The sequence below is a fragment of the Pseudomonas sp. NFX98 genome (assembly GCF_047784845.1).
Classification (GTDB): domain Bacteria; phylum Pseudomonadota; class Gammaproteobacteria; order Pseudomonadales; family Pseudomonadaceae; genus Aquipseudomonas.
The window spans coordinates 37,137-57,386 of the sequence record NZ_JBLNNF010000024.1 but is presented as its reverse complement, the minus strand read 5'-3'; the positions used below and the strand labels follow the sequence as shown (position 1 = coordinate 57,386).

At 60.3% G+C, this 20,250-nt stretch carries 14 protein-coding genes; 5 read left to right on the top strand and 9 right to left on the bottom strand.

The window, feature by feature from the left end:
• Positions 1 to 3: 3 nt before the first annotated feature.
• The 4 genes from ACM110_RS26475 to ACM110_RS26460 form a co-directional block, all read right to left on the bottom strand.
• Positions 4 to 918, bottom strand: coding sequence for an ABC transporter permease subunit (locus ACM110_RS26475; RefSeq protein ID WP_046819754.1), 915 nt, complete (start codon positions 916 to 918; stop codon positions 4 to 6).
• Positions 919 to 1,159: 241 nt separating this feature from the next.
• The gene (locus ACM110_RS26470; protein ID WP_338584448.1) at positions 1,160 to 2,293 is read right to left on the bottom strand and encodes an ABC transporter substrate-binding protein; all 1,134 of its coding nucleotides are present in this window, start codon (positions 2,291 to 2,293) and stop codon (positions 1,160 to 1,162) included.
• 364 nt (positions 2,294 to 2,657) lie between these two features.
• Positions 2,658 to 3,941, bottom strand: coding sequence for an NAD(P)/FAD-dependent oxidoreductase (locus tag ACM110_RS26465; RefSeq protein ID WP_416130075.1), 1,284 nt, complete (start codon positions 3,939 to 3,941; stop codon positions 2,658 to 2,660).
• 125 nt (positions 3,942 to 4,066) lie between these two features.
• Positions 4,067 to 5,557, bottom strand: coding sequence for an aldehyde dehydrogenase family protein (locus ACM110_RS26460; RefSeq protein ID WP_416130074.1), 1,491 nt, complete (start codon positions 5,555 to 5,557; stop codon positions 4,067 to 4,069).
• A 174-nt stretch (positions 5,558 to 5,731) separates the two neighbouring features.
• Here ACM110_RS26460 and ACM110_RS26455 point away from each other — a divergent pair, with 174 nt between their 5' ends.
• From ACM110_RS26455 to nadE, 3 genes are all read left to right on the top strand, one after another.
• Positions 5,732 to 6,649: a LysR family transcriptional regulator gene (locus tag ACM110_RS26455; protein WP_416130073.1), complete on the top strand. Its 918-nt coding sequence runs from the start codon at positions 5,732 to 5,734 to the stop codon at positions 6,647 to 6,649.
• 176 nt (positions 6,650 to 6,825) lie between these two features.
• A complete protein-coding gene (gene pncB / locus ACM110_RS26450; protein ID WP_416130072.1) occupies positions 6,826 to 8,052 on the top strand; it encodes a nicotinate phosphoribosyltransferase in 1,227 nt (408 codons plus the stop codon).
• A gap of 4 nt (positions 8,053 to 8,056) precedes the next feature.
• A complete protein-coding gene (nadE, locus tag ACM110_RS26445; protein WP_416130071.1) occupies positions 8,057 to 8,884 on the top strand; it encodes an ammonia-dependent NAD(+) synthetase in 828 nt (275 codons plus the stop codon).
• 154 nt (positions 8,885 to 9,038) lie between these two features.
• On the opposite strand, the gene azu is transcribed toward nadE, so the two are convergent.
• Positions 9,039 to 9,485 (bottom strand): azurin, encoded by a 447-nt coding sequence (gene azu / locus ACM110_RS26440; protein ID WP_338584442.1) that lies wholly within the window; start codon positions 9,483 to 9,485, stop codon positions 9,039 to 9,041.
• Positions 9,486 to 9,829: 344 nt separating this feature from the next.
• On the opposite strand from azu, the gene ACM110_RS26435 reads away from it, so the two are divergent.
• Both ACM110_RS26435 and ACM110_RS26430 read left to right on the top strand, forming a co-directional pair.
• A complete protein-coding gene (locus tag ACM110_RS26435; protein ID WP_416130070.1) occupies positions 9,830 to 10,417 on the top strand; it encodes a TIGR00730 family Rossman fold protein in 588 nt (195 codons plus the stop codon).
• Between the two features lie 68 nt (positions 10,418 to 10,485).
• Entirely contained in the window at positions 10,486 to 10,668 is a 183-nt protein-coding gene (locus ACM110_RS26430; protein ID WP_338584440.1) for a hypothetical protein, read from the top strand.
• A 180-nt stretch (positions 10,669 to 10,848) separates the two neighbouring features.
• Here the strand turns inward: ACM110_RS26430 and ACM110_RS26425 are convergent, their stop codons facing one another.
• The 4 genes from ACM110_RS26425 to ACM110_RS26410 all read right to left on the bottom strand — a co-directional run bounded on the left by ACM110_RS26425 (position 10,849) and on the right by ACM110_RS26410 (position 20,194).
• Entirely contained in the window at positions 10,849 to 11,739 is an 891-nt protein-coding gene (locus tag ACM110_RS26425) for a transglutaminase family protein (RefSeq protein ID WP_416130069.1), read from the bottom strand.
• On the bottom strand, positions 11,739 to 14,225 hold the full coding sequence (locus tag ACM110_RS26420; protein WP_416130068.1) for a circularly permuted type 2 ATP-grasp protein: 2,487 nt from the start codon (positions 14,223 to 14,225) through the stop codon (positions 11,739 to 11,741). The genes ACM110_RS26425 and ACM110_RS26420 overlap by 1 nt, the downstream gene beginning before the upstream one ends.
• Positions 14,226 to 14,313: 88 nt before the next feature.
• Positions 14,314 to 17,589, bottom strand: a complete 3,276-nt coding sequence (locus ACM110_RS26415) for a DUF2126 domain-containing protein (RefSeq protein WP_416130067.1) — start codon at positions 17,587 to 17,589, stop codon at positions 14,314 to 14,316.
• A 301-nt stretch (positions 17,590 to 17,890) separates the two neighbouring features.
• Complete coding sequence (locus ACM110_RS26410) at positions 17,891 to 20,194, bottom strand: YgiQ family radical SAM protein (protein WP_416130066.1); 2,304 nt, start codon at positions 20,192 to 20,194, stop codon at positions 17,891 to 17,893.
• Positions 20,195 to 20,250 lie beyond the last annotated feature (56 nt).

Below are 20,250 nucleotides of genomic sequence, written 5' to 3'. Positions count from 1 at the left end.
CGCTTACACCTTCGACACAAGAGGACGGCCGAGCAGGCCTTGGGGCCGAAAGACCAGAACGAGAACCAGCAGCGAGAAGCTGAAAACGTCTTTGTAGTCCGAGTTCACCAGACCAGAGAACAGCGACTCGGAAATCCCGAGAATGATCCCGCCGAGCATGGCGCCAGGCAGCGAGCCAATCCCGCCGAGCACCGCGGCGGTGAACGCCTTGATCCCGATGATGAAGCCGGCATAGAAGTCGAATGTGCCGTAGTTCATGGTGATCAGCACGCCGGCCAGGGCCGCCATCGCTGCACCGATGATGAACACGTAGGAAATCACACGGTCGGTGTTGATCCCCAGAATCGAAGCCATCTTGCGGTCTTGCTGGGTTGCACGGCACATGCGGCCGAGCTTGGTGTACTTGATGATGTAGGTCAGCGCGGCCATCCCGACAAACGCGGCGACCAGAATGAACACCTTGGTGTAGGTCAGCTGCACGAAACCTGTGCCGACCTCGACACGCCACGCACCCGTCAGCAACGTAGGAACGCCTTGTTGCTTCGCGCCCTGGGCGATCTGTGCGTAGTTTTGCAGGATCAGCGAAATACCGATGGCGCTGATCAGCGGTGCCAGTCGGGTGGAGTTACGCAGGGGTTTGTAGGCGACACGTTCGATGACCCAGCCATACACCGCCGTGACGACGATGGTGAAGATCAGAGTGCCGAGCATCAGCAGCGGGAAGGATTCGATACCGAAGTAAGCCAGCAGAGCCAGACTGATCGCCGCGAGGTAAGCGGAAATCATGTAAACCTCGCCGTGGGCGAAGTTGATCATGCCGATGATGCCATAGACCATTGTGTAGCCGATGGCGATCAGGCCATAGACCGACCCGAGGGTCAGGCCATTGACCAGTTGCTGCAGGAAAATACCATCCATAACGCAATCTCACGCAATGAGAACCTGCACACCTGTGGGGGTGCGGTTCTTCTAAGGAAAATACAGATTTACGTCGGAGCAATGTCAAACACGATCAACCTGGCCCACACCGCCCCCTGTGGGAGCTGGCTTGCCAGCGATAGCGGTTGTACATTCGACGAAATTGTCTCCTGCCCGTCCGCCATCGCGGGCAAGCCCGCTCCCACAGGGGATATGTGGGTTCAAGTAATCGGAACAGCCCTTACTTCTGTTTTTCCAGCTGGTGGTATTTGCCGTCCTTGTCCCACTGGTAAACCACGTAGTCGGAGACTTTCAGGTCGCCCTTGCTGTCCCAGGTCTTCTCGCCCATGACGGTCTTGACCGGGTTTTTCTTCAGCCAGGCAGCCGCTTCTTCGCCCTTGTTGGACTTGGCGCCGTTGAAAGCTGCAGCCAGGGTTTGCACCGAAGCGTAGGCGTACAGGGTGTAGCCTTCAGGCTCGGTACCGGCCTTGCGGAATGCGTCTACCACGGCCTTGCTGTCTGGCAGCAGGCGTGGGTCGGCACCGAAGGTCATCAGCACGCCGTCAACGAATTGCGGGCCGCCAGCGGTGGTCACCAGTTCGTCGGTCACGATGCCGTCGTCGGACATGAACTTGACGTCTTTCAGACCTTGTTCACGCAGTTGACGCACCAGTGGACCGGCTTCCGGATGCAGGCCGCCGAAGTAGACGACGTCGGCGCCGGCACCGCGGATTTTGGTCACGATGGTGCTGAAGTCTTTCTCGCCACGGGTCAGGCCTTCATACAGCACTGGCGTTACGCCGCGCTTGACCAGTTGAGCCTTGGTGGCGTCAGCCAGGCCTTGGCCGTAGGTGTCCTTGTCGTGCAGCACGACAACCTTCTTGCCCTTGAGCACGTCGACGATGTAGTCGCCGGCCACGATGCCTTGCTGGTCGTCACGACCGCACATACGGAACATGGCGCTCAGGCCGCGTTCGGTAACCTGTGGGTTGGTGGAGCCTGGAGTGATGGCGATGATGCCTGCTTCATCGTAGATCTCGGAGGCCGGGATGGTCGACGAGGAGCAGAAGTGACCGACCACGCCGGCAACTTTCTGGTTGGTCAGGTCCTTGGCGACCGTCACAGCCTGTTTCGGTTCGCAGGCGTCATCGCCCTTGACCAATACGATTTTTTCCCCGTTTACGCCGCCCGCTGCGTTCACCGCATCGGCTGCTGCCTGTGCACCCTTCATGTACTGCTCGCCAAATGCTGCGTTGGCGCCCGTCATTGGACCCGCTACGCCGATTTTCACATCAGCTTGAGCAAACGCAGAAACACCCAACGCAGTAGCCACTGCGAGGGCCAGAAAGCCTTTCTTGTAAAACGTCTGGGACATGAGGTGGTGCTCCAAGGTTTTTTTTTAATTGGCACTGCGACTTCACTGAATGCTCAGAGCAAGGGCCGTGCCATCGGTTTTTTATTCTGAAAAAAGTCGCTGCTTTATTGTTATTTCGACTGTTTCTGACCCATTTTCATTGGGCGTGCAACCGTCTAAACCGCGGAAGGTGAAACCGTATTTTTTTCGAGGCGCAACCCCTCTGCGCCATCATTGCAACCGCGGCACCAAACGGCGTGCAACCAGCCTGTAACAACGTACGTCACCGAACTGCACACTGCTGGTGCGGGACTGCTACAACCCGCACCATTACAGGCTAGCTGCTGAACGAAAAAGCGCCGCTCCCCGCAACAAATTTCAACAATCAGATCACGATCCGCAAGCACTGGCCTGCGTGATACAGCGAAAACCCTGCCTCATATAAACAGCTGCGCAGGCCCACCCCGGCCAGTGGCTGCATGGGAGCGAAGGGAATCGGTAGCGCCTGAGGATTTCCGTTACACAAGTAATCGGCAAAGGCTTTGCCGACGACCGTTCCTGTGGTCACGCCCCGACCGTTATAGCCGGTGACTGCCACTAAACCGGGCGCCGGTTCGAACAGGCGCATCAGATGATCGGGGGTAAACGCGATGCAACCGGTCCAGGTGCACTCCCATTCAACCGGTTTGAGGTAGGGAAAGTAATGCTGCTGGACGCGATCGGCCCAAGCCTTGAGGAACCAGGCCGGCTTCTGGTTGCCATTACCCAGACTGCCAAGAAGCAGGCGCCCGTCCTTGTCGCGACGAATACTGCTCAGGACCTGACGGGTGTCCCAGGAACCCTGGCCACCGGGCAGAATTTGCTGCGCAGCGTCTTCGGTCAACGGCACCGACGCCACTTGATAGTAATAGCCGGGGAAGAAATTGCGCCGCAGCTCGGTCCAGTCACCTTCGGTGTACGCGTTGGAGGCAATCACCACTTGCTCGGCCAGTACCGAGCCCTGCGCGGTTTGCACCGACCAGCGCTGGCCCTGACGTTCGAGTCGGGTCACTGGGGAATGATCGAACAATTGGCCGCCGAGGCCGATGGCCGCTTTGGCCAGCCCCGTGGTGTAGGCCATCGGGTTGAGGGTGCCAGCACGCCGGTCGAGCAGCGCAGCGGCGATTTTCTTGGTGCCCGTAGCTTGTTCGCAAGCCTGCCCGGTGAGCAATTCCACCGGCGCACCACGGCGTTTCCATTGTTCTTCACGACTGCGCAAGTCCGCTTCGCCACGGGCGTTGTGCGCCATGTGCAGCGTGCCTTCGCGGCGCAACTGGCAATCGATGTTGTATTTGTCGATCAGGCTGAACACCAGCGACGGTGCCGCACCCAGCATGCGGTTGAGCTGGCTGCCGACTTCGGCGCCAAACCCGGCCTCGATCTCGTCCGGTGGAATCCACATCCCGGCGTTGACCAGCCCGACGTTGCGCCCCGATCCGCCATGCCCGGCGCGCTGGGCTTCCAGCACACAAACCGTCTTGCCTTGCTCCAGCAAATGCACCGCCGCCGACAGTCCGGTGAAACCGGCACCGATGACGCAGACGTCGACCTTTACTTCACCTCTGAGCGCCGCGTTGTCAGGCCTTTGCGGCGTCAGTTTTTCCCACAGACACTCTTCGCGTAACGGCATTGCCAGACTCCGAAAATGAAACCTAACAAACTAAAATCAAAAGCATCGCGGGCAAGCCTTGCTCCTACAGGTATGTGCCACAACACAAATCCCGTAGGAGCAAGGCTTGCCCGCGATGAGGCCCTTCAGTCGAACGTAATACCCTGAGCCAACGGCAACTCCAGCGAGTAGTTCACGGTGTTGGTCTGACGGCGCATGTAGCCGCGCCATGCGTCGGAGCCCGACTCACGGCCACCGCCGGTTTCTTTCTCGCCACCAAACGCGCCGCCGATTTCCGCACCGCTCGGGCCGATATTGACGTTGGCAATGCCGCAGTCGCTGCCCACCGCCGACATGAACTGCTCCGCTTCGCGCACGTCGGTGGTGAAGATGCACGAGGACAAGCCTTGTGGCACGGCGTTGTTCAGGCGCAGTGCTTCGTTGAAGTCGCTGTAACCGACCACATAAAGGATCGGCGCGAAGGTTTCGTGGCAGACCACGTCGCTTTGCTCCGGCATTTCGACGATCGCTGGCGAAACGTAATAGGCATTCGGGAATTTGTCTTCCAGTTGGCGCTTGCCGCCGAACACCCGGCCGCCTTCGCTCAGCGCTTGTTCCAGCGCGTCCTGCATGTTTTCGAAGCTTTGCTTGTCGATCAGCGGGCCGATCAGATTGCCTTCCAGCGGATGGCCGATGCGTACTTTGGAGTAGGCGGCTTTCAGGCGGGTGACGATTTCTTCTTTCACCGATTCGTGGGCAATCAGGCGACGCAGCGTGGTGCAACGCTGACCGGCGGTGCCGACGGCACTGAACAGGATCGCGCGAACGGCCATGTCCAGATCGGCGCTTGGGCCGAGGATCATTGCGTTGTTACCGCCCAGCTCCAGAATGCTGCGGGCGAAACGAGCGGCGATTTTCGGCGCCACTTCGCGGCCCATGCGGGTGCTGCCGGTGGCGCTGACCAGCGCGACACGCGGGTCGTCGACCAGCGCTTCACCAGCATCGCGGCCACCGATGATCACTTGGCTCAGGTGCGGAGGTGCGTCACTGAAGTTCTTCAGCACGCGATCGAACAGCGCTTGGCAGGCCAGTGCGGTCAGCGGAGTTTTTTCCGACGGTTTCCAGATCACCGGGTTACCGCAGACCAGCGCCAGCGTAGCGTTCCAGGCCCAGACCGCCACCGGGAAGTTGAACGCACTGATCACGCCGACGACGCCCAGCGGATGCCAGGTTTCACGCATGTGGTGGCCAGGACGCTCCGAGGCGATGGTCAAACCGTACAACTGACGGGACAGGCCGACGGCGAAATCGCAGATGTCGATCATTTCCTGAACTTCACCCAGGCCTTCCTGAGTGATCTTGCCGGCTTCCCACGACACCAGCTCGCCGAGATCGGCTTTATATTCACGCAGAATGTCGCCCAGTTGACGCACCAGTTCGCCACGACGCGGCGCCGGAACCTTGCGCCACAGTTCGAACGCATGATCTGCGCGACTGATGTGCTGCTCGACTTCGGCAGCGCCTTCCCAGTTCACGGCGGCGATGCGACTGCCGTTGATGGGCGAATGTACCGGCACTTTGCCGTTCTGGTACAGGGCCGGGTTCACACCAAGACGATCAAGCAATGCGGCAACCATGGGTCACTCCTCAAGCAAAAAACGGAACGGGTGCAGCCGGAAAATCACGGCTGATCAGACCTGTAGTTTTAGCGCCCCCGAGGTTACTCAACAAACGACCTTTAAGAGAGATATCATTCCGTTTATTCATGCTGTGCATTGCTGGCAATAAAGAGACAAGAACAAGGACCGCCCATGCTGAACAAACGCTATTTGCCATCGATCGCTGCCCTGCAGTGTTTCGAAGCCGTGACCCGGCATCTGAGCTTCACCCGGGCCGCCGAAGAACTGAACCTGACCCAGAGCGCCGTCAGCAAGCAGGTCGCGCAACTGGAAGAGCTGCTGCAGCACTTGCTGTTTCGCCGGGTGCGTCGACGCCTGCAAATGACCCCGGCGGGCGATTTGTACCTGGTGGAAGTACGAAAAATCCTCACGCAGGTCGAGATGTCGACCCATTACCTGCGCTCCTACGGTGGCGAAACCGAAGTCCTGCGCGTCTCAACGCCCCCGACATTCGGCGCACGCTGGCTGGTGCCGCGGCTGAAAGGCTGGCGCCTGCGCCATCCGTCGATTCACCTGGACCTGTGCAGCGAACAGGAAGCCGACGATCTGCTGCAAGGCCGCAGCGACCTGGCGTTCTACTTTGGCCAGGGCTCACGTCCGGGTACCGAATGCCTGAAGTTGTTCAGCGAAGAACTGGTGCCGGTCTGCGCTCCCGGCAGCCTGCCAGCCGAGCCGTTCACCGACCCGACGCAACTCACCGACCTGGTCCTGCTGCAAAACGCCTCACGCCCCCAGGGCTGGCATGACTGGTTCGACAGTCAGGGCTACCACACCGAACACAGCTACCACGGCCCGCGCTTCGAAACCTTCTACATGTGCATCCGCGCCGCGCAAGTCGGCTGCGGCGTCGCATTGCTGCCCCGGTTTTTGGTGGAAGAGGAACTGGCCGAAGGCAAACTGGTCATTCCCTGGCAACATGCAATGCCCAGCACCGATGCCTATTACCTGGCGTATCCGGAGCATTCGGCGGAAGTGCCGAAGGTGCGGGATTTTGTGAAGTGGATGCTGGAGCAGGTTGACCACCCTGCTGTCGCTGATAAATCCCTGTAAGAGCTGACGAGTGAAACGAGGCTGCGAACTTTTGATTTTGCTCTTTAAAGACAAGATCAAAAGATCGCAGCCTCGTTTCACTCGTCAGCTCCTACACAGGGTTAGCGTAAAAAATGCTGGCAATTCCCGTCCTCGATATGCGCCACTAGCTCTATTGAATGTGGAGAACCCCCGTTATGAGCGAGAGTGTGTTTGCCGATCGCATCGTGCAGAACCTGCTCGACACCGACTTCTACAAACTGACGATGATGCAGGCGGTGCTGCACAACTACCCGAACGTCGAAGTCGAATGGGAGTTTCGTTGCCGTAACAGCGAGGATTTGCGCCCGTACCTGGCGGAGATCCGTTTCCAGATCGAGCGCCTGGCCGAGTTGAGCCTTAGCGCCGACCAGTTGAGCTTCCTGGAGCGCATCAGCTTCCTGAAGCCGGATTTTCTGCGCTTTCTCGGGCTGTTTCGCTTCAACTTGCGCTACATCCACACCGGCATCGAAAACGGCGAGCTGTTTATCCGCCTGCGCGGGCCGTGGCTGCATGTGATCCTTTTCGAAGTGCCGATACTGGCGATCGTCAGCGAAGTGCGTAACCGCTATCGCTACCGGGAAATCGTCCTGGAGCAGGCCCGCGAGCAGCTCTATCGCAAGTTCGACTGGCTCACCGCCAACGCCAGCACCGACGAATTGTCGGAGTTGCAGGTAGCCGATTTCGGCACGCGTCGGCGCTTTTCGTACCGCGTGCAGGAAGAAGTGGTGAACGTGCTCAAGCACGATTTCCCCGGCCGTTTCGTCGGCACCAGCAACGTGCACCTTTCCCGGGAACTGGACATGAAACCGCTGGGCACCATGGCCCACGAATGGATCATGGCTCACCAGCAACTCGGCCCGCGATTGATCGACAGTCAGATTGCCGCCCTCGATTGCTGGGTCCGCGAGTATCGCGGTTTGCTGGGGATCGCCCTGACCGACTGCATCACCATGGATGCCTTTCTCGGCGATTTCGACCTGTTTTTCGCCAAGCTCTTCGACGGCTTGCGCCATGATTCCGGTGATCCGGTGGTGTGGGCGGAAAAAGCCATCGCCCACTACCACAGGCTCGGCATCGACCCGATGAGCAAGACCCTGACCTTCTCCGACAGCCTGACGCTGCCCAAGGCACTGGAAATATTCCGGGCGCTGCGCGGTCGGATCAATGTCAGCTTCGGCATCGGCACCAACCTGACCTGTGACATTCCGGGTGTCGAACCGATGAGCATCGTGCTTAAAATGACCGCCTGCAACGGCGCGCCGGTGGCGAAGATCTCCGACGAGCCAGGCAAGACTCACTGTAAAGACCCGAATTTCGTCGCCTATTTGCGACACGTTTTCCAGGTTCCTGCCGCCCTTTCCAGCACATCAAGCAAGGAGTGAATTCATGCAAGCCGTACAGCGTGAGATTGCTGAGCAGCTCAAGGTTCAACCGCCGTTCGCCGATGACGCCGCCCTCGAGGCCGAAGTCGCCCGACGCATTACCTTCATCCAGGACTGCCTGGTCAATTCCGGGCTCAAGACGCTGGTGCTGGGCATCAGCGGCGGTGTCGATTCCCTGACCGCCGGCCTGCTGGCCCAGCGCGCCATGCGTGAACTGCGCCAGCGCACGGGCGACGGCAGCTACAAGTTCATCGCCGTGCGCTTGCCGTACGAGACTCAGTTCGATGAACACGATGCCCAGGCTTCGGTGGATTTCATCAACCCGGACGAGCGCCACACCGTGAACATCGGCCCGGCGGTCAAATCCCTGGCCAATGAAGTGGCGGCCTTCGAAGGCAAACATGCGGTGTCGGTGGATTTCGTGCTCGGCAACACCAAGGCGCGGATGCGCATGGTCGCCCAGTACACCATCGCCGGCGCCGCCCACGGCCTGGTGATCGGCACCGACCACGCGGCGGAAGCGGTGATGGGTTTCTTCACCAAGTTCGGTGACGGCGCCTGCGACCTGGCACCGCTCAGCGGCCTGGTGAAAAACCAGGTCCGGGCGATTGCCCGCAGCTTTGGCGCTCCGGAATCGCTGGTGGAAAAAGTCCCGACCGCCGACCTTGAAGACCTGTCGCCGGGCAAACCGGACGAAGCGTCCCACGGCGTGACCTACGCCGAGATCGACGCTTTCCTGCATGGCGAGCCGGTGCGTGAGGAAGCGTTCAAGATCATCGTCAGCACGTACAACAAGACGCACCACAAGCGGGTGATGCCGTTTGCGCCTTGAGGCCCCTGCCTATGTAAGAGCTGGTAGGAGCTGTCGAGTGAAACGAGGCTGCGATCTTTTGATTTTCAAGATCAAAAGATCGCAGCCTGCGGCAGCTCCTACAAAAACAAAAAAAGCGTCCACACAGGACGCTTTTTTTATGACCGCAATTCGATTACTTCAGGGTAACAGTGCCTTTCATCATCGAGATGTGGCCCGGGAACGAGCAGAAGAAACCGTATTTTTCATTGGCATCAAGCTTCGACACATCGAAGGTCACCGAGTCGGTTTCCTTGGCGCCGATAATCTTGGTATGGGCGATCACGCGCGCATCGCCTTCCTTCAGGTACTGCTTGTCGATGCCGGCGCTGAGGCCGTCGGTGGCGATCGGCTGCATGTCGGCTTCTTTACTCAGCACCCAGTTATGACCCATGACGTTTTTCGGCAAGCTGCCGGAGTGGGTCAGTTCGACGGTGAAAGTCTTGCAGCTCTTGTCGATCTCAATGGCCTTGGTGTTGAAGGACATTTGGTCAGTGGAGTCAACGGTGACTTTGCACTCGGCAGCCATCAATTGGCTGCTGGCCAGTGTCAGCAGGGATACCGCAACAAGTTTGGCAAACATGGTGAATCTCCAAGGCAGGGTTAGGGGAAAATGCGAATGGACAGAAGACTGCCTGAAAACTTCGCAAGTTCATATGACTTGAATCAAAAATTGTATACAACTTTCAGGCTATGACATCGATGGAAACAATCTACCAGCCAGGCGTCTGGCCCGGCCCTATGATCAGATCGTCATCAATCAACGGAGCGTCTGTCATGTCCCTCAATAGCCTGTTGTGCAGCTTGCTTGCCGCCTATGCCTGTGGCGCCAGCGGCACCTATGAAACTCCCAAGCGGGAAGTTTAGCCCTTGGAGCGCCAAGCGCCTGCCTTTACTCTGTGACCCTGATTGACCATGGAGTAAGGCATGTCTTTAGCATCCGTATGTGTATTTTGTGGGGCCAGCACCGGCACCAACCCGGCTTATCGTGAAGCGGCTGTGGCCCTGGGCCAGGCATTGGCCGCGCGCAAGCTGACGCTGGTCTATGGCGGTGGGGCCGTGGGCTTGATGGGTATTGTGGCCGACGCCGCGCTGGCGGCCGGTGGCGAAGTGATCGGCATCATTCCGCAAAGCCTCAAGGACAAGGAAATCGGCCACAGCGGCCTGACTCGCCTGGAAGTGGTCGACGGCATGCATGCGCGCAAGGCGCGGATGGCCGAACTCAGCGATGCTTTCATCGCGTTGCCAGGCGGCCTCGGCACCCTGGAAGAACTGTTCGAAGTCTGGACCTGGGGCCAACTCGGCTACCACGGCAAACCGCTGGGCTTGCTGGAAGTGAACGGTTTCTACAGCAAACTCACCGGTTTTCTTGATCACATCGTCGGCGAAGGCTTCGTTCGCGGGGCTCACCGTGACATGCTGCAGGTGAGCGAATCGCCACAGACGCTGCTCGACGCCCTCGATGCCTGGCAACCGAGCGTACCGCCGAAGTGGGTCGAGCAAAAACCCGACTAACGACTCGGCACCGATACAGGGCAGAATACGCGCCGCTCAACCTCACCTTCGACCCCAGAGGATCGCCCATGGCTAAACCCAACTACTCCTTCGCCAAACGTCAGCGTGACTTGGCCAAGGAACAGAAGAAAGAGGAAAAGCTTCAGCGCAAGAAAGCTACAGCTGAAGAAACAGCACTGAACCCTGACGGGGAAGAAGTGGCAGCAGAAGATGATGTTGATGCACCGAAAGACCAGGCGCCCGACGCCTGAGACCCTCCGGGCCGGATGATCTGATCAGGCCCACCGGATCTGTGTCCAGGGTTGGCAGCGCCGCTGCCGACCCTGTAGGAGCTGCCGAAGGCTGCGATCTTTTGATCTTGCTCTTCAATGGCCTGAAAAAGCTCAAGATCAAAAGATCGCAGCCTTCGGCAGCTCCTACAAGGGGCATCCTTATTCCAAAGGCATCACCGTAACGCGGACTTCCGGGTCGTGATTACCACCGCCCAGAATCACCCCACGCAACGGCGACACATCGGAAAAATCCCGCCCCCACGCCAATGTGATGTGTTCCAGCGCCGGTTGCACATTGTTGGTCGGATCGAAATCCACCCAGCCCAGCACCGGGCAATACACCGACACCCACGCATGGGATGCATCGGCGCCGATCAAGCGTGGCTGACCGGGTGGCGGCTGGGTCAGCAGATAACCGCTGATATAGCGCGCCGCCAGGCCACGGGAGCGCACGCAAGCGAGCATCAAGTGGGCGAAGTCCTGACAGACCCCACGCCGACGCTCCAGTACCTCCACCAGCGGCGTCGCTACCTGCGTCGCTTCGGCGTCGAAGGTGAATTCGCTGAATATTCTCTCCATCAGGGCCTGAACGCCAAGCAGCAGCGGTCGCCCGGTCGGGAAGCAACTCTCGGAGAATTCGACGAAGTTGCGCTTCAAATGCACATAGGGTGATTCGAAGCGGTAGCGGCAGGCTTCGAGTAGTTCGGGCGACAGCGGCTGGCTGCTGTAGGTCAGCGCGCTGCGGGTGTCTTCCCACGCCGGGGACAGATTGAAGTCCAGCGCGGTCCGGGGCAGCACTTCGATCGTGAGGCTGGCGTTGACCAACAGTTCATCATGAGGGCGCTCGAACGCCAGCCGGGTCAGCGGGTTGCCGAACACGTCCAGCTCATCGCGACGCGCAGTCGGCTCCGGGCTGATCTGCAGTTGCTGATCCGTGCAGCGCTGCCACGCACATGCCCTTGGCCACAAATGGGCCAGTTGCTGCGCCAGGGACACCGGGCTGTCGTAGTGATAATGGGTGTCGTGGAAAATCTGGTAATGGGCGCTCATCAGACAGACACCGTGCGCTGGCTGACATCATCGACATGGGCGAAATGGCGCAGGGCCAGGCGATCGGACACTTGTCCGCTGGACTCGGCAATCTCTTGCAGCAAATCCGCCAGCCCATCGATCGCCGCACGCACGCTGGTTTCACCGAACAAAGGATTCTCCAGACAGCCGAGATCAAAGCGCGCCAGTCGCTCGACCAATTGCGGCAATCCTGCTTCGCGCGGAGCACCAAAGTCATCGTTCAGACGTTTCAGAGTGCGGGTTACCAATTTCAACTGGAACAGCACCGCGTGCGGGTTCTGTTCGTCGAGCAGCAACAGGTCGAGCACCGGAATCAATTGCGCCACCGCCAGATACCGCGAGCGGTAGGTGATGCTGCTGTTGCCCAGCTCCAGCAGCCATTCCAGCCCGGCCTGATCGAAAGCCCCGGCGCCACGCAGAAACGCCGCCAGGCTGCCACTGAGAAATTGCAGGCGCTCGATCCGCCGGCCGATCATCAAAAAGCGCCAGCCTTCGTCCCGTGTCATGTCGTCCAGGGCAAAACCGGAGAGCGCCGCGAGGGACATCACCAGACGGTTGAGGAAATCCAGCAGCTCGCCGAAATCCGGCTCATCGGTTTCCAGCTCGATGGCTTCGCGCTGCAACTCCACCAGCGCCTGCCAGTTTTCCCGCGAGAGCTTGCCGCGTACCTGCGAGGCCGCCCACTGCAAGCGTTGCAGGTTGGACCGCAGGCTGAATGGCCAGTCATCGCCGAGGATTGCTGCCAGTAAACGTTCCGGCAGTTCGCCTTCTTCGGGCAACAGCATCAGCCGTTCGCCAAGTTCGACCGCCGCTTGCAGGGCTTGCGGGTCATCGCCATCCACGTACCGAGCCAGCATGATCCGCAGCAACCGGGCACTGTCATCGCAGCGCTCGCAGTAGCGGCCAAACCAGAACAGGTTTTCCACCACCCGCGACGGCAGATACGGATCGCGCCGCACCAGATCATGTACGCCGATATTGCGTTGGGCTTTCCATTGTTCGCCGCTGGGCGGGCGGTCGCCCAACACCCAGGTGTCCTTGCTGGCGCCGCCGCGCTGCATCGACACCACTTCGGCATCGGCCTCGGCGGCCACTCGGGTCAAACCACCGGGCAGCACCCGATAGCCCTCGCGGCTGGCCACGGCATACACGCGCATACCGATGGCGCGGGGTTGCAGCACTCCGCCCTCGGCTTGCCAGATCGGCGCCTGGGACAACTGCGCCAGTTCTTGCGCGACATACGCGTAAGGGCGTGCCTGCATGCGCTCGGCAAGTTCCTGGCGCTGTTTTTCACTCAAATCACGGCCAAATACCGGCGCAAAACTCTGGGACGGAAACGCCGGTTTGATCAGCAGTTCAGGCAGCTTTTCCAGGGCCTGCGCCAGCACCGGCGCCTCGCCGCACCACCAGGTAGCGATGGACGGCAAGATCAGTTCTTCGCCAAACAGAAACTGATTGATCTTCGGCAAAAAACCCAACAACCCCGGCGACTCCAGCACACCGCTACCAAGGGCGTTGGCGACCAGCACCCGCCCCTGCCGCACGGCTTCCAGCAGGCCCGGCACGCCAAGGGCCGAATCGGTGCGCAGCTCCAGCGGGTCGCAGAAGTCGTCGTCGAGTCGGCGCATGACCGCATGAACCCGGCGCAGACCGCTCAGGGTCTTCAGGTAAACCGTGGCATCGCGCACCGTCAGGTCGCCGCCCTCCACCAGCGGATAGCCGAGTTGGCGCGCCAAGTATAGATGTTCGAAATAGCTTTCGTTGAAACGTCCCGGTGTCAGCAACACCACCAGCGGCACTTCTTCATCGCTCGGCGCCTGTCGGGCAAGAGTTTCCTGAAGCGTACGGAAGAAACCAGCGAGATGCTGCACCTTCAGGTCGCGGTACAACTCGGGAAACGCCCGGGACACGATGGTGCGGTTTTCCAACGCATAGCCGGCACCGGACGGCGCTTGAGTGCGATCAGCCGTGACCCACCATCTGCCATCGGGAGTGCGCGCCAAATCCACCGCATACAAATGCAGAAAAGCCCCGTCAGGCGGATTGATGCCCTGACAGGGCCAGAGGAAGTTGTTGTGGCCGAACACCAGTTCGGCCGGTAGCAGGCCTTCGGCGATCAGGCGTTGCGGACCATACAGATCAGCCAGCACGGCATTGAGCAATCGCGCACGCTGGGCGATGCCGGCCGACAGCTGTTCCCACTCGTCAGCGGCAATCACGTGGGGTAGCAGGTCCAGCTCCCATGGCCGGTCGGCGCCCTTGGGATCGGCGTAGACGTTGTAGGTGACACCGTTTTCCTGAATCTGCCGGGTCAGCAGGGCCTGACGCTGCACCAGTTGCGCTGGCGTACTGCGCTGCAATTGGTCGAACAGTCGGCGCCAGTGCGGGCGCACGGCGCCGCTGTCGTCGAGCAGTTCGTGATAGGTGCCCGCCGTGAGCGGGTAGCGGTCTAGCAGGTCAGGCATGGAAAGCTCGGCAGACAGCAAGGAACGGTCAGACTAACGCAGGCTCATGACGCCCGGATATACGAAAAATCCGAGCGTCGCGTACGGTTTAGAAACGTCGCAAATCGAGAGTCATCGGCAGCTCGTCGTTAATTTCCAGAATCGGGATAGGAAGTTTCCCTGGCGTGTGTCCGATCCGGAAAAAACGCGCCATTCGCCGGCTCTCGGCTTCATTGGCGTTGACCGGCAAGGTCTCGTAGTTGCGCCCGCCCGGATGCGCGACGTGATACTGGCAACCGCCCAGCGAACGGCCCATCCAGGTGTCGAGCAGGTCAAACACCAGCGGCGCGTGAACCGGAATGGTCGGTTGCAGGCAGTTCGCCGGTTGCCAGGCGCGGAATCTTACGCCAGCAACAAATTCCCCTACACGCCCGGTCGGCTGCAATGGCACCGGGATGCCGTTGCAAGTCAGCAAATAGCGCTGCGGCGGCATGCCGCTGAGCTTGACCTGCAAGCGTTCCAGGGACGAGTCCACGTAACGCACCGTGCCACCGACCGCGCCCTCCTCGCCCAACACATGCCACGGTTCCAGCGCCTGACGCAGTTCCAGCGCAATACCGCTGACGGCGTAATCGCCGACCTTGGGAAAACGAAACTCCAGATGCGCCGCGAACCACTCGGCCCGTACCGGGTAACCGGCGGCGTTGAGTTCGACGATGACATCGGCGAAATCCTGTTCGATAAAATGCGGCAACAGGAAACGGTCGTGCAGCTCCGTGCCCCAGCGCGCCAGTTTCGGCGGCGCATACGGCTCGCGCCAGAAACGTGCGACCAGCGCCCGCAGCAACAACTGTTGCGCCAGGCTCATGCGCGCATGGGGTGGCATTTCAAAGGCCCGCAACTCAAGCAATCCAAGGCGTCCCGTCGCGCCGTCCGGCGAGTAGAGCTTGTCGATACAAAACTCGGCACGGTGGGTGTTGCCAGTGACATCGATCAGCAGGTTACGCAGCAATCGGTCGACCAGCCACGGCGCACACTCTTCACCCGGTTCAGGCATCTGCGCGAAAGCTATTTCCAGTTCATACAAGGCATCGTTACGCGCTTCGTCGACTCGCGGTGCCTGGGACGTCGGCCCGATGAACAGTCCGGAAAACAGATAGGACAATGACGGGTGGTTATGCCAGTAACTGATCAGGCTGCGCAGCAAATCCGGACGCCGTAGAAACGGTGAGTCAGCCGGTGTCGCGCCACCCAGTACGAAATGGTTACCGCCACCGGTGCCGGTATGCCGGCCATCGATGAGAAACTTCTCGGTGGTGAGTCGGGTCTGGCGCGCTTCTTCGTAAAGGAATTCGGTGCGCTCGACCAATTCGTCCCACGTCGTGGACGGCTGCACGTTGACTTCGATCACGCCCGGATCCGGGGTGATGCGGAAGTTGCTCAGGCGCGGATCACTCGGTGGTTCATAGCCTTCCAGCAACACCGGACAATGCAACTCTTCGGCGGTGGCTTCGATGGCCGCGACCAGTTCCAGATAGTCCTCAGCGCGCTCCAGCGGCGGCATGAACAGGTACAACCGGCCTTCCCGTGCCTCAGCGCAGAACGCGGTGCGGGTCAGCCAGTCCGCAGACTCGTCGATCTTCGGCGCTCGATCTTCAGCAACGGCAGCCGCGCCCTGGTTTTGCAGTTGTGCAGCATCAGGCAGCGGCGGGAACTCCTGATTAGGGTCTTGCGGATGAATGAACGGATATTCCGCCGCTCTCACCCAAGGCTGCGAACCCAGCGGCAAGCGGTAGCCCAGCGGCGAATCACCTGGCACCAGTCGGCAATGCTCATCGCGCAAGTACCAGCGACCGCTTTGCCATTGATCGCCCTTGGCGGTGCGCGCCAGCGGCAGTACCTGGCCGATGACCTTGTCCAGACCCTGGCCGAAGACTTTGCGCAGACGCGCACGCTCCAGCGGCTCTTCAAGACGGGAATCCTCGGCGCTGACGTTCTGCGGCAAAGTGCCTTCGCGCCAGAGGTAATAGAAATTGTCCTCGTAGGCCGGAAACACAAAGCGTGTCGGAATTTTCAGGCGCTCGGCGACGCTCGCCAGAAAACGCCCGGCCAGTTCGCCATTGGCGCCGTAATCTTCCTGCTCATCGGCAATCAGCGCACTGTTTTGCCAGATCGGCACGCCGTCACGGCGCCAGTAGCAATTGAGCGACCAGCGCGGCAGTTGCTCACCGGGGTACCACTTGCCCTGCCCGAAATGCACCAGCCCCTGCGGCGCGTAGCGTTTACGCATGCGCTGGAACAGCTCGGCGGACAGTCGGCGTTTGTCCGGCCCCAGCGCCGCCGTGTTCCACTCGGCACCGTCCGGGTCATCGATGGACACAAAGGTTGGCTCACCGCCCATGGTCAGGCGCACATCGCCTTCCAGCAGGTCGGCGTCGATTTGCCGACCCAGGGCCTGAATCGCCAGCCATTGATCGTCGGTGTAAGGCTTGGTGACGCGGGGCGCCTCCCAAATCCGCTCAACCGACATTTCGTGGCTGAATTCGCACTCGCAGGGTTCCACCAACCCCGTGATCGGTGCCGCCGAGGATGGATCGGGACTACAGGCCAACGGAATGTGTCCTTCACCGGCGAATAGCCCGGAAGTCGCATCCAGGCCGATCCAGCCAGCGCCGGGCAAGTACACCTCGCACCAGGCGTGCAGGTCGGTGAAATCCACTTCGGTGCCGGACGGGCCATCGAGGCTTTTCACGTCGGCGGTCAATTGGATCAGGTAACCGGAAACGAAGCGCGCCGCCAGCCCGAGGTTGCGCAGTAGTTGCACCAGCAGCCACGCGGAGTCGCGGCACGAGCCGGAGGCCTGTTCGAGGGTGAATTCGGGGGTTTGCACGCCCGGTTCCATGCGAATCAGGTAATCGATGTCTTCGCTCAGGCGCTGGTTGAGTGCGACGAGGAAATCCACGGCGGGCAGTGGCGTGCGATCGATGCCATCCAGATAGGCCTTGAATTTTGGCGTCAGGGGCAAGGTTTCCAGGTACGGCGCCAGTTCCTTGCGCTCGTCCGCGGCGTAAGCGAACGGGATTTTTTCTGCGTAGGGTTCGAGGAAGAAATCGAAAGGGTTGAAGACCGCCATTTCGGCCAGCAGGTCGACTTCGATCCGCAGCTCGTCGGTCTTTTCCGGAAACACCAGCCGCGCCAGGTAATTGCCCTGCGGGTCTTGCTGCCAGTTGATGAAATGCTGCTCGGGCGAGACTTTCAGCGCATAGGAGAGTATCCGCGTGCGACTGTGGGCGGCCGGGCGCAAGCGAACGATCTGCGGACCGAGCTCGACGGCGCGGTCGTAGCGGTAATGCGTGACGTGGTGCAATGCGACATGAATCGACACGGCGTGCCTCCTGCGAGCCCTAAGCGTATTCGAAAGCGCGCAAGACTTATGCCATCCAGCGGCGCTGGCGCTTTCTCCGGTTACTGGAGGCAGTACAGCACCAAAATCGGGCGATGCGGGAAATTGGTTCGGAGCAATTGCACGAATATGTCGCGAAGATCAAAAGATCGCAGCCTTCGACAGCTCCGACACGGGATTGGCGTGCACCTGTAGGAGCTGCCGAAGGCTGCGATCTTTTGATTGGGCCTGGAATGCAAAACGCCAACCCGAAGGTTGGCGTTCTGTTCTGCTCAAGCGAGGTTTAGCGCGGCACAACCGGCTTGCGCGTCGGCTTCGGCCCTTTGCCCTTGGCCGCGTCCTTGCGCTCCTTGGCCGCCTGCTGGTTGCGGGCGAACGCCGCAGCCTTGGCTTGTTCACGCTTGTCCCACGGGTTGCCGCCATCGCTGGCGCGTGGTGGCAGACCGGTGTGCTGGGTCAGGATCTTGGTGGTCTTTTCCCCTGCAACCTTGTGGCTGCCGGCCGGCGTCGAGTTCTTGCGACGGGCGCTCTGGTAGCTGTCGGTGGACGGCTGGTGCAGCGGGATCAACTGGTTCTTGCCCGGCCCGATCAGGTCGGCGCGGCCCATGCGGGTCAGCGCTTCACGCAGCATCGGCCAGCCTTTCGGGTCGTGATAACGCAAGAACGCCTTGTGCAGACGGCGCTGCTCTTCACTCTTGACGATGGTGACCGCGTCAGACTTGTAAGTGACCTTGCGCAGCGGGTTCTTGCCCGAGTGGTACATCGCGGTGGCGGTGGCCATCGGCGACGGGTAGAACGCCTGCACCTGGTCGGCACGGAAACCGTTGCCCTTGAGCCACAGCGCCAGGTTCATCATGTCTTCATCGGTGGTGCCCGGGTGGGCGGCGATGAAGTACGGAATCAGGTATTGCTCTTTGCCCGCTTCCTTGGAGTACTTCTCGAACATGCGCTTGAACTTGTCATAGCTGCCGATGCCCGGTTTCATCATCTGGTTGAGCGGACCTTCCTCGGTGTGTTCCGGGGCGATCTTCAGGTAACCACCGACGTGGTGGGTCACCAGCTCTTTTACGTACTCCGGCGATTCGACCGCGAGGTCGTAACGCAGGCCGGAAGCGATCAGGATCTTCTTCACGCCCGGCAATTCACGGGCGCTGCGGTACAACTGGATCAGCGCCGAGTGGTCGGTGTTCAGGTTCGGGCAGATGCCGGGGAACACGCACGACGGCTTGCGGCACGCGGATTCGATTTCCGGGCTCTTGCACGCGATGCGGTACATGTTCGCGGTCGGGCCGCCGAGGTCAGAAATGACGCCGGTAAAACCCGGGACCTTGTCGCGAATCTCTTCGATCTCTCGAATGATCGACTCGTGGGAACGGTTCTGGATGATCCGGCCTTCGTGCTCGGTGATCGAGCAGAAGGTGCAGCCGCCAAAACAGCCACGCATGATGTTCACCGAGAAACGGATCATGTCGTAGGCCGGGATCTTCTCCTTGCCGTACGCCGGGTGCGGAATGCGCGCGTATGGCATGCCGAACACGTAGTCCATTTCTTCAGTGGTCATCGGAATCGGTGGCGGGTTGAACCAGACATCGACTTCGCCGTGCTTCTGGACCAAGGCGCGGGCGTTGCCCGGGTTGGTTTCCAGATGCAGCACGCGGTTGGCGTGGGCGTAGAGAACGGCGTCGCCACGGACTTTCTCAACCGACGGCAGACGAATCACGGTTTTGTCGCGGGTCATCTTCGGGCTGGCCAGGATCTGTACGACCTTGGCTTCCTGCGGATCTTCAACCGGACCTTTTTCCTGCTCGATGGCGCAGGCCTGGGTGTCCTGGGTGTTGACGTACGGGTTGATGATCTTGTCGATCTTGCCCGGACGGTCGATGCGCGTGGAGTCGACTTCGTACCAGTCTTTCGGTGTATCACGACGAATGAACGCAGTGCCGCGCACGTCGGTGATGTCTTCGATCTTGTGACCGTAGGAAAGACGCTGGGCGACTTCGACGATCGCTCGTTCGGCGTTGCCGTAGAGCAGGATGTCGGCGCTGGCGTCGATCAGGATCGAGTTACGCACACGGTCCTGCCAGTAATCGTAATGCGCGATACGGCGCAACGAAGCTTCGATGCCGCCAAGCACGATCGGCACGTTTTTGTAAGCTTCCTTGCAGCGCTGGCTGTAGACCAGGCTCGCGCGGTCCGGACGCTTACCGGCCATGCCGCCCGGCGTGTAGGCGTCGTCGGAACGGATTTTCTTGTCGGCGGTGTAGCGGTTGATCATCGAGTCCATGTTGCCGGCCGCGACACCGAAGAACAGGTTCGGCTCGCCGAGCTTCATGAAATCGTCTTTGGACTGCCAGTTCGGCTGGGCAATGATCCCGACGCGGAAGCCCTGGGACTCCAGCAGCCGGCCGATGATCGCCATGCCGAACGACGGGTGATCGACGTACGCATCACCGGTGACGATGATGATGTCGCAGGAATCCCAGCCGAGCTGATCCATCTCCTCCCTGCTCATCGGCAGGAATGGCGCTGGCCCGAAACATTCGGCCCAGTACTTTGGATAGTCAAATAACGGCTTGGCTGCTTGCATGTCGATAACCGGTGTTGGCTTTCATTGAATTTCGCGGGCGCGGAATATAGCACAAA

Coding starts and splice junctions, on each gene's coding strand:
- ACM110_RS26430 (WP_338584440.1), top strand. CDS start 10,486: ATGGCTAAACCCAACTACTCCTTCGCCAAACGTCAGCGTGACTTGGCC.
- ACM110_RS26465 (WP_416130075.1), bottom strand. CDS start 3,941: ATGCCGTTACGCGAAGAGTGTCTGTGGGAAAAACTGACGCCGCAAAGG.
- ACM110_RS26435 (WP_416130070.1), top strand. CDS start 9,830: ATGTCTTTAGCATCCGTATGTGTATTTTGTGGGGCCAGCACCGGCACC.
- ACM110_RS26420 (WP_416130068.1), bottom strand. CDS start 14,225: ATGCCTGACCTGCTAGACCGCTACCCGCTCACGGCGGGCACCTATCAC.
- ACM110_RS26410 (WP_416130066.1), bottom strand. CDS start 20,194: ATGCAAGCAGCCAAGCCGTTATTTGACTATCCAAAGTACTGGGCCGAA.
- ACM110_RS26455 (WP_416130073.1), top strand. CDS start 5,732: ATGCTGAACAAACGCTATTTGCCATCGATCGCTGCCCTGCAGTGTTTC.
- pncB (WP_416130072.1), top strand. CDS start 6,826: ATGAGCGAGAGTGTGTTTGCCGATCGCATCGTGCAGAACCTGCTCGAC.
- azu (WP_338584442.1), bottom strand. CDS start 9,485: ATGTTTGCCAAACTTGTTGCGGTATCCCTGCTGACACTGGCCAGCAGC.
- ACM110_RS26460 (WP_416130074.1), bottom strand. CDS start 5,557: ATGGTTGCCGCATTGCTTGATCGTCTTGGTGTGAACCCGGCCCTGTAC.
- ACM110_RS26425 (WP_416130069.1), bottom strand. CDS start 11,739: ATGAGCGCCCATTACCAGATTTTCCACGACACCCATTATCACTACGAC.
- ACM110_RS26470 (WP_338584448.1), bottom strand. CDS start 2,293: ATGTCCCAGACGTTTTACAAGAAAGGCTTTCTGGCCCTCGCAGTGGCT.
- nadE (WP_416130071.1), top strand. CDS start 8,057: ATGCAAGCCGTACAGCGTGAGATTGCTGAGCAGCTCAAGGTTCAACCG.
- ACM110_RS26475 (WP_046819754.1), bottom strand. CDS start 918: ATGGATGGTATTTTCCTGCAGCAACTGGTCAATGGCCTGACCCTCGGG.